Here is a 13,927-nt window from a genome sequence, read left to right as displayed (position 1 = left end):
CACGAATCCTCATCTCTTGGCGGAGATTTCAGATTCGCGCGACTGACTTAAAGGTCAAACCTTTCGGAGTCCCCCGGCAAAGCCGGGGGTTTACCGGATTTAATTATTGTGTTGAACTTATCCTATTTTTGTACACTGATGTCATTTAATTGTGGGATTACATTTCATATCGGTGAATAACCGTTCCATGATATCAAGTAAGTTATTTGCACTGTAATAGTCAAGGCGAAATGTATCCATTCCCATTGCATATATTCGATGATGGCGAATAGAGTTAAGATGTGACAAAAAGGGGTTGGAAGAAAATTTTTTTACCGTTCGTTCATCGGCAGAAAAAAGCATTACACTTTCCCCACTGATTGCATCAGCCATTGTTTCCCCACCGAGTTGAATAATGTCATTACGTTTTCCCATGCTGATTTCATTGTTGATATCTGCAGGTATCGGGGCGAGACTAAAGCCCATTTCGCGGAGTAGCTGACCTTGCGCAGAAGCCTCTGTCCAAAGGTTAATGCCCCGATCATCTTCGTAATACACAAGTGCAGAGGTGGGCTGAGGCGGTAGCCTGAGTCGCTGCTTCAGGGACTTCACCCTCTGTTCAAAACGTGTCACGATGGTTTTGGCATCTGTCTCGTGGCCGGTTATTTCGCCCAGTTGTTGGGTTAATTCCTGCCAACTGACGTTGCTGTAATCAATCACTACGGTAGGCACAATTGTTGAAAGCTGTGCGTAAAGCTTGAGAGCAGAATCCCCACCAGAGGCGGATATAATAATTAAGTCAGGGGCTTCGGCGATGATTGCTTCTGCATCAGGCTCACCTATATATAGAGATTTCAGCCCTTTACCCTTGGCTACCTGACTCCATTGGGTGAAAAAACCCTGATTATCTGCAACCGTTGAATTACGTGCTGTTGCACCCGATCCGACCAATGGTGCATTTATCGCCAATAATGAACCGGTCAGTGTTACACTTGTCGACACTATACGTTGCGGCTGCTGTTGCAAAGTGACAGTGCCCATAGGTGTAATGAAGGTTCGAGGCCAGGTGATTTCTGACGCAGATGTGCTGGATAGGTTATTTAGAAAAATGAATGCACTAAGCAGAATATTTTGCCAAAACTTGGGGAAATGGAATAAGTGCACGACCTTGTTCTCCTTGGATCTTCATTTTATCAGTGGGAAACCGACAGCACTCTAATAGCAGTTTAGCCATTGCCAGTCGCAATAAATATTGCAGTAATTGGTATGCTCCCATACCCTTCGAATTCTCCCATGTTCAAACTATAAGGCCGATTTGTCCACGACCTCTGGATCAGAGGTCGTGATCGAATAAAAATATATAATGAGACTGGTTTGATCCTGAATATACAGCTTGCCAAGGAACTTATTACCAGTTGTAGTTCACCGAAACTATCATTGAGCGACCACTACCGTAGAAGCAGGCATACTCGCCGCTGCACGATGAAACGTATTTCTTGTCCGTCAGGTTCTGCACGTTGAGCTGGAGTGCTGCACCGCGCAGTGCCGACGAGGCCTGGCCGAGGTCATATTTCACCATGGCATCATACAGCGTGTAGTGCGGCACGTCGTACTGACCGGTGGCGTCGGCCGGCGCATCGCCGATGTAACGCACGCCGCTGCCGACGGTCAGGCCGTTCAGCGCACCGTTCAGGAAGCTGTAGCTGCCCCAGGCGGACGCTGCGTGGCGCGGAATGCCCGCCGGGCTGTGGCCAATTTCGTCCGCCGAGTTGGAGTCTTTGGTCACTACGTCGGTGTAGGTATAAGCGGCGGTCAGCTTGATCTCCGGCGTCGGCTGAGCGTGCACTTCCGCCTCAATCCCTTTGGATTTCACCTCGCCGATCTGCTCGTAGGCGGAGGTGAGGCGATTATAGGAAGCCACATTGCGCTGGGTAATGTCGAACCAGGAGAGGGTCAGCAGGGTGTTGCCGCCCGGGATCTGGTACTTCACGCCCACCTCGGTTTGTTTGCCGGTGGTCGGCTTGAGCGGATCGGCGCCCTGTGCGCTCGGGTACAGGTTAGGATCGAACGAGGTGCTGTAGCTGACATACGGTGAAATGCCGTTGTCGAAGGCGTAAAGCAGGCCCGCGCGGCCGGTGAACTGGGCATCGTTGTAGGTCTGCTCTTTACCACCGCTGGTGCGATCGCGGGTGTTGACCTGCGACCAGTCCTGACGGCCGGACAGCAGCAGGTTCCAGTTATTCCACTCCAACTGGTCCTGCAGATACACCCCGACCTGATTCAGCGTCTTCAAATCGCTGGAAGCCAGCGCCAGCGTGCTGCCATCTATGCTGGGGCGAACCGGGTTGGCCCAGTCGATCGGGTAATCGTTGCCGCGATCGCGATACATTTTATAATCGATATGGCTGTAGCGGTAATCCAGCCCGCCCAGCACCGTGTGCTTCACCTCGCCGGTGTCGAACAACCCCTTCAGTTGGTTATCCACGCCAAACTCGTTGGTCATCTGCGATTCATGCTGTGCCATGCGGGTGACGGTGTGGTCATTGACCTTAGAGTTCACGTTATAAACCAGATATTTATAGTCTTCATCACGGTGCGTGAAGCGCAGGTTCTGGGTAAACGACAGCGCATCGCTGAAGTTATGCTCGAGGCTGTAGCCGATCGACGCCTGCTCGCGCCGCGACTTGTTGAAGCTGGGTTCGCTGACGTTGAAGTCGTAAGGCACGTAGCCCGCGCTGGTCGGGAACAGCGTGCCGGCGCGCGGCAGGAAATTGCGCGATCCGGCTTTCGGATCGTTCTGGTAGCTGGTCAGCAGCGTAAAGCTGGTGTCTTCGTTCGGCAGCCAGGTGAAGGCCGGGGCGATGGCCACCCGTTGCTGTTTGCTTTCTTTGACAAACTCATGTTCGGTTCTGGCGATACCGTTCAGGCGATAGAACAGGGTGTTGTCGTCGTTAAGCTTGCCGCCAAAATCAAACGCCGTTTCCGCCAGATGGCGGTTGCCGGTGCTGAATTTCACCTCATGAATGCTCTGGGCGGTAGGGCGCTTGCTGGTCATCACCACCACGCCGCCGGGGCTGACCTGGCCGTACAGCACGCCGGCCGGACCGTGCACCATCTCCACGCGCTCCAACAGCCAGGGATCGATCTGCCCGGCGCCGCCGTTTTGGCTCGAGAGGCCAAAGTGCAGGCCGTCGAGCAGCTTGGGTGCATAACGGAAGCCACGGCTGATCACTTCGTCATTGCGGTTGGAGTTGCCGCGGTAGGTGGTGATCACCCCGCTGGTGTAGTTCAATGCGTCGGCGACCGACGCCGGCTCCTGGTCGTTCATCTGTTCGCGCGTGACCACCGAGATGGCCTGCGGCGTCTTGCGCAGAGCGGTGGCGGTCTTGGTGCTGGCGGCGCTCTCTTTAGAGACGATCCCTTTGACCGGCGCGGTCACGCTGTTTTGTGCGTCGGCGGTTACCAAAATCGTTTCATCAGCTGCCGCAGACGCGTGTTGCGCCAAGGGCAATAAGGCCAGCGCCGATCCCAGCAACAGACGCTTGGCGGACATCGCCTCCGCACTTCCGTTTGCTATCCATTTGTTTTTAATCTTCATTATCTCTCCTGAATACCTGCTTTTGTGTGTCATGCCACCCTGATAAACCCCGGAATGCCGGCAAGCGGTCTTCACCCGTCGACGCGGAGACGTCGTGTTTGCACGACGGTAAAAATCCGACAAATAGTATTGAAAATGATAATGAGTATCAATACGATTGTCAGGTTTTGTAAAAGACATTCTTGTTATGTAAGGGGCGCTATGGAGTTTTTGCCGGAAAAGAGGCCTGACAACGACCGTGAAGGATTGGCGGCGCAATGGCTGCGTGAAGAGACGACGGGGCAATCCGCGTGGTGGCAGAAGGTTGCCGCTCATGGCACGCCTGTCGTCGAACCGCACGATGATCGCCACGTCAAAATGACCTTGCTGTGGCGCGATCCCGCCGGCGATGAACAGCACTCGCCGATATGTCGCGTTTACGCCGATATCAACGGCATTACCGATCACCACAGCACGTCCCCCAACAGCCTCACCAGGCTCCCCGGCACCGACGTTTGGTACGGCGCGGCCGTTATCGATCGCCGCTGGCGCGGCAGCTACAGCCTGATCCCCATTACCGACCGGGCTCTTCCCCCCGTCTTCAGCGACGACGAAACGTTGCGCGATCGCCAACAGCGTGCCTGGTGGGTATCGCTGTTCCCGTTGGCCATGGCCGATCCGCTGAATCGCGTATCGCTTGGGCCGTCGCATCGTCCGCGGCCCGTATCTCTGGCGCAAGGGCCGGATGCCGACGATCAAAGCGCTTGGCTGACCGCCGATCGGCCGCTGGATGAAGCGCGGCTACAGCTTTTTCAGTGGCGCAGCGAACGGCTGGATAACCAGCGGCGTGTTTGGCTGTATGCCAGCGGCGAAGCAGTGGTGAAAGCGAATCGCCCGCTGGTGCTGCTGCTCGATGGCCAAAACTGGGTCGAAAGGCACGCTCTGTTGCCGGTGATCGAGCACGAAACCGCAAAAGGGCATCTGCCGCCCGCATGTTGGCTGCTGATCGATGCGATCGATGGCGAACACCGGGAAAACGAGCTGCCTTGCAATGCCGCCTTCTGGCAGGCGGTGATCGACGAACTATTGCCGCAGGCGCAGCGGCGCGAACCGTTCAGCGAGGAAGGGGCGCGCACCGTCCTCGCCGGCCAGAGCTACGGCGGGCTGGCAGCGTTATATGCCGGTTTGCACTGGCCCGAGCGCTTCGGCCACGTGCTGAGCCAGTCCGGCTCCTTCTGGTGGCCTACGGTGCAATTCGTTACCCAATTCGAAAAACGCTACGAACTGGAGGAAGGATGGTTGATACGCCAGGTTCGGCAGCGCGGCGCGACCGCGCCGACGCTCACCGTGGCTCTGCAAGCCGGCGATCGGGAGGCGGACATCGAATTCGTCAATCGCCAGATGCACCAGGCGCTGACGGCGGCCGGGCATCGCGCCGACTACCGCGTGTATTCCGGCGGACATGACGCGCTCTGCTGGCGCGGCGGTCTGGTGGACGGCGTGCGCCGGCTGCTTTCCGCAATGAAGTAATCCCACATTTTGACAGACAGGTAAGGCAAATGACTCAGGAACAACAAAACCCGTTCGATGACGAAAGTCTCCGTTTCTCCGTGTTGGTCAATGCGCAACAGCAGTACTCGCTGTGGCCGCAGTTTGCCGATACGCCGCCGGGATGGCGTGTGTTGATGGGGCCGGCGTCGCGCGGTGAATGTATCGACTATATCGAAGCGCACTGGCAGGACATGCGGCCGGCGTCGTTGAAAGCGGCGGATGCGCCGCGTTAATCGCCGCACAGCCACATCGCTACATTGCGTTTGAGGAAAAGGACAGACACTATGTCAGAAACGCTTTCTTTGCCGGATACTCAGGTCGAGTATCGGGATTATCCGCTGGTTGCGGCGCAACCGGGGATCTGGATTGCCGACCAAATCGCGCTGCGGCGCAACAGCTTCGCCGTGGCGCACTACACCGAACTGCACGGCGATATCGATCGTTCGGCGCTGGAGCGTGCGATTCGCCAAGGGCTGGCGGAGGCAGATACGGTTCAGGCGCGGTTCTTTGAGGCGCAGGACGGCCAGCCGATGCAACGTTTACCGCTTAATGCGGACCCCGCACGCGTACAGGCGCCGGAGTGGTTTGATTTCAGCGCGCGCCCAGATGCCGAACAGGCGGCGCTGGCACTGATGCACGACGATCTGGCGCAGGATCTGCCCGCGGACGGCGAGCACCCGCTCTATCGCCATGCGGTGATCCGCATCAGCGCCGATCGCTGGTTCTGGTACCAGCGCTTTCATCATCTGACCCTGGACGGCTTCAGCTTCGAGGCCATCACCCGCCGGATCGCCGATATCTACCGCGCGCTGCGCCACGGGCTGTCGCCGGCGGCCTCGCCGTTTACCCCGTTCGGCAAGGTGGTGGAAGAGTTTCAGCAATGGCAAACGTCGCCCGCACGCCAGCGGGCGGACGATTTCTGGCGGCAGCATCTGCGCGATCTGCCGTCGCCGCTGTCATTGGCGACGGAAAACCGCGAGGTCGAACCGGGCGCTCGGCCGCTCAAACAGGCGCTGGTGCTGCCGGAGTCGCTGTTTGACGAAGCGCTGCGCGATGCGGCGCTGCAGTCGTTGCAACCGGCCGATATCGTCACGGCGGCGCTGGCGATGTATCTGGCGCGCATGAGCGGCGAAACCCGGCTCTCCATCGGTTTTCCTTTCATGCGCCGCATGGGCTCGCAGGCGCTGGCGGCGATCGGCCCGGTGGTTAACGTGCTGCCGCTGCTGCTGAACGTGACGCCTGAGATGTCGCTGGCGGACGTCTGCCAGGCCACCGCGGCGCAAATCAAACAGGTGCGGCGCCATCAACGCTATGAGGCGGAGCAGATCAAACGCGATCTCGGCCTGGTCGGCGGCCATCAGGAGCTGTACGGCCCGGTGGTCAACGTCAAGGTTTACCACAGCGCCTTGTCCTTCGACGGTCAAGCGGCCGTTACCCATACGCTGGCGATGGGGCCGGTCGACGACCTCGAGTTTGAGATCGGTTTTCGAAGCGGCGTGCTAACGCTGTCGTTGGTGGCCAACCCGGCCAAATACGCGCCGCGCACCTTGCAAGGCCATGCGGAGCGCATTGGCCATTGGCTGCAGCAACTGGCGCGGCGGCCGCATCAGCCGAACGGTCAACTGGCGCTGGTCAGCGAAGGGGAGCTGCGCCAACTCGCGGCCTGGGGGCGCGGCGCTGAGCTGACGCCGCCGGCGGGCATGGTGTCGATCATGGACGCTTTCCAGCGTCAGGTTGAGCGACAGCCCGAGGCGTTGGCGGTGACCTGCGGCGATGTGCGCCTCAGCTACCGTCAACTCAGTGAACGGGTGATGCAACTGGGGCGCGTGTTGATCGAAAGCGGCATCGGCGCCGAAGACGTGGTCGCCATCGGCATTCCGCGTTCGGTGGACACGCTGGTCGCGCTGTTTGGCGTGTTGGCCAGCGGCGCGGCCTATATGCCGCTCGATCTGGATTATCCGCGTGAACGTCTGGCGCTGATGTGCGACGACGCGCGGCCGGTGATGCTGCTGACCCTCAGCGACACGCGGGCCAACATGCCGGATCTGCCGCAGATCATGTGCCTCGATGAGGCGCAATGCCGGGCGCGCTGCGCGGCCGCCGAGGCCGCGCCGATATCGGACGAAGAGCGGCGCGTGCCGCTGAACGAGACGCATCTGGCCTACATGATTTACACCTCCGGTTCGACCGGCAAACCCAAAGGCGTGATGTCCACGCACCGCGGGCTGCTGAACCTGTTCTTGTCGCATCAGGCCTCGCTGTTCGGCCCGGCGATTGAAAAATTCCAGGCTCGCCGCGGGCGGCGTCTGCGCGCCGGGCATACCGCTTCGTTCTCTTTCGACTCCTCCTGGGAGCCGCTGTTCTGCATGATGATGGGCAGCGAACTGGTTATCTTCGATGAAGAGCTGCGCCGCGACCCCTGGGCGCTGCTCGAACAAACCCAACAGACGCCAATCGATCTGCTGGACATCACGCCGTCATTCTTCTCGCAACTGGTGGACTGCGGCCTGCTGAAGGGGCAGTTCCCGCTGCCGGCGTTCGTGATGATCGGCGGTGAGGCGGCGACGCCGACGCTGTGGAACCTGATGCAGCAGCATCCGGAGGTGGAGATCCACAACTATTACGGCCCGTCCGAATATACCGTCGATACCCTCGGCGCGCCGGTCACGGCCGCTGAACAGCCGGTGATCGGTCGCCCCCTCGCCAATACCGCCGTCTGGCTGCTCGACAGCCGGCTGCAGCCGGTGCCGATCGGCGCGGCGGGCGAGCTGTACATTTCCGGCAAAGGCATCGCGCGCGGTTACCTGCGGCGCCCGGATCTGACGGCGGCGCGCTTTGTCGCCAACCCGTTCGCCGAAGGCGAGGTGATGTACCGCAGCGGCGATCTGATGCGCTGGAGCGCGGAGGGTCAGCTGGTATTCATTGGCCGTACCGATCACCAAATCAAGGTGCGCGGCTTCCGCGTCGAGCTGGGTGAGGTGGAAAGCGCCTTGGCCGCATTGCCGGACGTGGGGCGGGCGGTGGTGATCGCCGAGCCGATCGGCGCCACCTATCGCTTGATCGGTTACTGCTCGGTGCAGGATGACGCGCGTCGCGCTTCGCCAACGTTGCAAAGCGAGCTGCTGGGGCAATTGGCGCAGAGTCTGCCGGATTATATGGTGCCGGCGATCCTGGTGGTGATGCCGGAGCTGCCGCTTAATGTCAACGGCAAGATTGACCGTCAGGCGCTGCCCAAACCGCAGGAAACGCTGGCGCAAAGCATTCGCGAGCCGGCCACCGAACAGGAAAGGCTGATTTGCCGCGCGATGGCCCACCTGTTGGGGATGGAGCGCGTCGGCACCGACGACGATTTCTTCGCGCTCGGCGGCGAAAGCATCTCGGCGATGGGGCTGGGCACCGCCCTGCGGCGCAAAGGCTATCTGCTGAGGCCGCGCGAGATCTTCGCACTGCACACCCCCGCGCGCATGGCGCAGGCGATGCAGCCGCTGGCCGTTGGCTCTCAGGATGCACGTAGCGTGCGGCAAGGCTCGATCGACGGGCTGCCGATCCTGCACTGGTTCGCCGAGACGGGCGATATGCATCGCCGCTTCGCGCACGGCGTTTTCCTGCGCGTGCCTGCCGAGCTGCAACCGGAACAGCTGCGTGATGCGTTGGAACAGCTGCGCACGGCCCACCCGGCGTTGGGCGCCCGGCTCCGCGATGGCCAGTTGGTGGTTGAAGAAGCCGCTACCGCAGATTTCATGCAGGTTCAGGCCGTATCCGGCGAACTGGAGCCGGCGGCGGAACAGGCTTTCGACATCGCACTCGAGCATCTCGATCCGGCGGCCGGCGCCATGATGCAGGCGATCCTGTTGCAGCGTGACGGGCAGAGCCTGGGGCTGGTGCTGGCGATCCACCACCTGGTGGTCGACGGCGTTTCCTGGCGCATCCTGCTCGAAGAGCTGCGGCAAGTGGCCAACAGCGCCATGCAGGGGCAGCCAATCACGCTGCCGCCGGAAGAAACCTCGCTCTATGAGTGGTCCGCGCGTTTACGGGCCGACGTCGAACGCCGCGAAGCCGAGCTGCCGTTCTGGCGGCAGATGCTGGCGGACGATGTGCCGCGTTTGGGGCTGCGCGCGCTGGATCCGCAGACCGATCGCATCGCCTCGGTGAGCGAACGGCGCACGCTGATCGACAGCCGGCTGACCGCCGCGCTGCTCGGCACCTTGCCGCAGGGATACCGCGCGCAGGTTGAAGAGATCATGCTGTGCGCGTTGGCTCAGGCCTGCCGCCGCCGTTTCCAGGCCGCTTCACTGCGTTTCTCTCTGGAGTCGCACGGCCGCGCCGAACTGGATGACGGCCTCGATCTGGCCCGCACCGTCGGCTGGCTGACGGCGGAGTATCCGCTGCGCATCGAACTGCATGACGCCGAGCACAATGAGGCCGTGCGCGCGGTGAAACGGGCGACGCGAGCGGTGGCCGATCGCGGCGTCGGTTACGGCCAGCTGCGTTATCTGCATCCTCAGCGTGACGAACTGGCAGCGCTGGCGCAGCGCAATGCGCCGGAGATCTTGTTCAACTACCTCGGGCGCTTCAGCCAGGACGAGGGAAACTGGGCGCCGCAGCGCAGCCAAACTCGCTTCCGCGACGCCTTCGCCGTGGCGCTGGATATGCAGCAGGCGCTGTCGTATGGCCTGGAAGTGAATATCTTTGTCGAAGAGCGGCGCGACGGCGCGTGCCTGGCGATCAACTGGAGCTGGCTGGAGGGGGTTTTCAGCGAGAGCGACATTGCGCAGCTGCACAGCGGCATCGAGCAAGCGGTGCGTTCACTGTGCGAATTTGCCGAACGGCATCCCGAACGCGCAGCGTCAACGTTGGTAGCGGCCGAGATCGCCCAGCCGAACGTTGACGATGAGACGGTGTGCGCCTGGGAACGGGCGTATGGGCCGTTAACCGCAGCCCTGTCGCTGTTGCCGTTGCAACACGGCCTGCTGTTCCATGCACAGACGGCGCAGCAGGGCGGCAGCTATAACTCGCTGACGCGCCTGAATCTCTGCGGAGAATTGGACGCGAATCACCTTCAACAGGCGCTGGATGCGGTGATCCGCCGCCATCCGCAATTGGCCGCCCGATTCAACCGCGAGGGTGAACCGCTGCAGCTGATACCGCAGGAAAGCCATTGGCCGTTGGACAGCCACGCGCTGCCGCCGCTGGCCGAAGAACAGGAGGCACAGGCACTGCACCGGCTGGAGCAGCAGGAACTGCAGCGCGATCTGTTTAACCAGCCGGGCGCGATGCTGCATGCGCTGTGGGTCAAACACGGCGATAGCGAACGCTGCACGCTGTTCCTTAACGCGCACCACCTGATCGTCGATGGTTGGTCGACGCCGGTGGTGCTCAACGATCTGATGCTGGCCCTGCGTGAAGGCGAACAGGCGTTGCCGCCGCTGCGTTCGAACTATGCCGATATCGTGCGTCGCCTGACCGCGCGGGATGCCGAAGCCTCGCGCCGCCTGTGGCGTGAGACGCTGCAGGATGTGCGTCCGACGTTGCTGTTCGGTGACGCGCAGGACGATCGCGTGCATGAGCTGGAAATGTCGCTGCCGCCGGCCGAGGAAAAGCGCTTGCTGACCCTGTGCCGCGAACGCGGGTTGACGCTCAATACTGTGATGCAGGGCATTTGGGCGCTGCAGCTGGCCAGCTTTTGCGGCCAGCAGGACGTGGTGTTCGGCTCGCCGGTTTCCGGCCGCTTTGGCCAGATAGAAGGGATCGAGGAACACGTTGGCCTGTTCAGCAACACGCTGCCGGTGCGGGTTCGTTTGCAGCACGATCGTCCGTTGACGGAGCAGTTGACCGACCTGCAGCACCGGCAGATTGAACTGCTGGAGCACGACGATTTGGGGTTGGGGGAAATTCAGCACCTGGCCGGGGCGGGCACGCTGTTCGATACGCTGTTGGTGGTGGAGAACTACCCGGACAACGACGCTCTGCTGGGCGGCGCAGGATCGCTGCGCTGCGACGGCATTCGCAACAAAGGCTATACCCACTATCCGCTGACGCTGCTGGTGCTGCCGGGCGAACGTCTGCGCCTGCTGATGGAGTACCGAGCCTCGGTGCCGCAGCCTGAGCGCTTCGCCGCGCGGCTGATGGCGCTGCTGCAGCAGTGGATCGCCCAGCCGGATCTGCCGCTGCCGCGCTGGCAGTTGCAAACCCCGCAGGAGCAGGCGCTGATCGCGGCGGTCAACCGCTCCGGGCAGGCGGTGGCGGACACCACCTTGCATCAGGCGATCGCCGATCAAGCGCGCCGCACGCCGGAACGCATCGCGCTGCAGGATGCCGGGCACAGTCTCAGCTACCGTGACATGCAGCGCCAGGCCGCGCTGTTGGCCGAGCGGCTGACGGCGGCTGGCATTCAGCCGGGCGATATCGTCGCGGTGGCGTTGCCACGCTCCGTGCGCCTCAGCCTGGCGCTGACGGCGATTGTGCAGACCGGCGCCGCCTGGTTGCCGCTGGACACCGGCTACCCGGACGAGCGGCTGGCCTATATGGTGGAGGACGCCAAACCGCGGCTGATTATCACCGAAAGCGCGTTGTATGCACGCTTTGCCGCGCTGGCGCCGACGCTGCTGTTCGATGCGCTGGACGACAGTGGGCGCGAACCGGCGCCGCGCCGACCGGCGGGGAACGGCGATTATCCCGCCTACGTGCTGTATACCTCCGGCTCTACCGGGCGGCCGAAAGGCGTGGTGGTGAACCACCGAGCGATCGTCAACCGCCTATTCTGGATGCAGCACGAGTATGCGCTCGATGCGCAGGACGTGGTATTGCAGAAAACGCCGTGCAGTTTCGACGTTTCCGTCTGGGAGTTCTTCTGGCCGCTGATGGTCGGCGCGCGGCTGGTGATGGCGCCGCCGGAGGCGCACCGCGATCCGCAGGCGCTGACGACGTTGATCGACGACTATGGCGTGACCACGCTGCATTTCGTTCCGTCCATGTTGGCTATCTGGGTGGAGGCCTTGAACGAACGGGCACCACAGCGCGCCGCCGCCAGCCTGAAACGCGTGTTCTGCAGCGGCGAAGCGCTGTCGTGCGAACTGGCTTCCAGCTATCAGGCGTTGGTCGTTGCGCCGCTGCATAACCTGTATGGCCCGACGGAGGCGGCGGTCGATGTCACCTATCAACCGGCGTCCGGCGCGGCATTGGCGGCGGTGAACGGCGCCGGCGTGCCGATCGGCAAACCGGTCTGGAACACCCAACTGAGCATTCTCGACGCCATGCTGCGGCCGGTTCCCGTCGGCTGCGCCGGCGATCTCTACCTGCGCGGCATTCAGCTGGCCGATGGCTATCTGCATCGACCGGGGTTGACGGCGCAGCGGTTTGTCGCCGATCCCGCCGGCAACGGTGCGCGCATGTATCGCACCGGCGATATCGCCCGCTGGCTGGAAGACGGCAGCGTCGAGTATTTGGGACGCAGCGACGAGCAGCTGAAGATCCGTGGCCAGCGTATCGAGCTGGGTGAAATCGAACAGGCGCTGCTGGCGCAGCCGGAGGTAGCGCAAGCGGCGGTGCACGCCATCGAACTGGGCGAGGGCGCGACGGGACTAGGCGGCGCCGATATGCGGCAGTTGGTCGCCTGGCTGATCGCCCAGCCGGGCGTGACGCTGGATACCGGCGTGCTGCATCAGGCGCTGGAGCAGCGCTTGCCGGCGCACATGATGCCGGTCAGCTATGTCATGACCGACAGCTTCCCGCTCAGCGCCAGCGGCAAACTGGATCGCAAAGCGTTGCCACGGCCGCAGCTGGCCCTGCAAGCCGGGCGTGCGCCGCAGAGCGACAGCGAGCGCCTGCTGGCGGCGCTGTTCGGGGAACTGCTGGGGCGCGAGACGGTGTATACCGACGACGACTTCTTCGCGCTGGGCGGCCATTCGCTGCTGGCGATGCGTCTGGCGGCAGAGCTGCGCCGGCGCGTCCCGCGGCCGTTGAGCGTCGGGCAGATCATGTTCGCCCGCAGCCTGGAGAAGATGGCGCACCTGCTCGATGACGCGCAGGCCGCCAACTCGGCCGAGAGCCGTGGCGTCGGCGAATGCCTGCAGCTGCGGGCCGGTCAAGGCCCGGCGCTGTTCTGCCTGCATCCGGCTTCCGGTTTCGCCTGGCAGTACTCGGGGCTGAGCCGTTATCTGCCGGGGAACTACCCGATCATCGGTCTGCAGTCGCCAAGGCCGGATGGCGCTATCGCCACCTGCGAGGATATTGAGCAGATGGTCGATCGTCATCTCGCCCATCTGCGCCGCCTGCAGCCGCAGGGGCCTTACTACCTGCTCGGCTATTCGCTCGGCGGCACGCTGGCGCACTCGATGGCCGCGCGCCTGCAGCAGCAGGGCGAAGAGGTGGCATTCCTCGGCATGCTGGATACCTATCCGCCGGAAGGACAGGATTGGACCGGCCCCAGCGAGGAAGATGCGCAGAAAGAGGTGGCGCAGGAACAGGCCGAGTTTATGGCGGAAGATCATGGCGATCCGGCGCTGATGGCGGAGAAGGCGGCGATGTTCGACAGCATCGTCGCCAACTACCGCGATGCGGTGCGCATTCTGTCTCAAGCACGCAGCCGGCGTTTTCACGGCACGGCGACGCTGTTTGTCGCCGACCAGACGCTGCCGCCGGAGATGGACATCAACGCCGTATGGGCGCCGTATCTGGATGGGCTGATCTGCCATCATCAGCGCTGCGAACACGCGGACATTCTGTCGCCGGCCTCGCTGGAGACGCTTGGGCCGCTGTTGCATTCTCTGCTGACGCGGCAATACGGGTTGGTATAACGCAACCGGGCCGGGAAGCGTGCGT

General features: G+C 62.1%; 5 protein-coding genes. 3 read left to right on the top strand and 2 right to left on the bottom strand.

What is annotated here, in order from left to right:
- Positions 1 to 141: 141 nt before the first annotated feature.
- Both fepB and H0S68_RS25715 read right to left on the bottom strand, forming a co-directional pair.
- On the bottom strand, positions 142 to 1,104 hold the full coding sequence (gene fepB / locus H0S68_RS25720) for a Fe2+-enterobactin ABC transporter substrate-binding protein (RefSeq protein WP_410529642.1): 963 nt from the start codon (positions 1,102 to 1,104) through the stop codon (positions 142 to 144).
- 283 nt (positions 1,105 to 1,387) lie between these two features.
- Positions 1,388 to 3,577, bottom strand: a complete 2,190-nt coding sequence (locus H0S68_RS25715; protein WP_410529556.1) for a TonB-dependent siderophore receptor — start codon at positions 3,575 to 3,577, stop codon at positions 1,388 to 1,390.
- A 201-nt stretch (positions 3,578 to 3,778) separates the two neighbouring features.
- Between H0S68_RS25715 and fes the strand changes: the two genes are divergently transcribed.
- Genes fes through H0S68_RS25700 form a run of 3 tightly spaced genes read left to right on the top strand, consistent with a single transcriptional unit; the run spans position 3,779 to position 13,902 of the window.
- Entirely contained in the window at positions 3,779 to 5,086 is a 1,308-nt protein-coding gene (fes, locus tag H0S68_RS25710) for an enterochelin esterase (RefSeq protein ID WP_410529641.1), read from the top strand.
- 29 nt (positions 5,087 to 5,115) lie between these two features.
- Entirely contained in the window at positions 5,116 to 5,340 is a 225-nt protein-coding gene (locus tag H0S68_RS25705; protein WP_033643114.1) for an MbtH family protein, read from the top strand.
- A 51-nt stretch (positions 5,341 to 5,391) separates the two neighbouring features.
- Positions 5,392 to 13,902, top strand: coding sequence for an amino acid adenylation domain-containing protein (locus H0S68_RS25700; RefSeq protein WP_410529555.1), 8,511 nt, complete (start codon positions 5,392 to 5,394; stop codon positions 13,900 to 13,902).
- Positions 13,903 to 13,927: the final 25 nt, after the last annotated feature.

Origin of the sequence: Serratia sp. AXJ-M (genome assembly GCF_046531865.1) — a bacterium.
GTDB classification, from domain to species: domain Bacteria; phylum Pseudomonadota; class Gammaproteobacteria; order Enterobacterales; family Enterobacteriaceae; genus Serratia; species Serratia liquefaciens.
The sequence above is the reverse complement of the archived record's forward strand: the minus strand, read 5'-3'. Positions and strand labels throughout refer to the sequence as shown.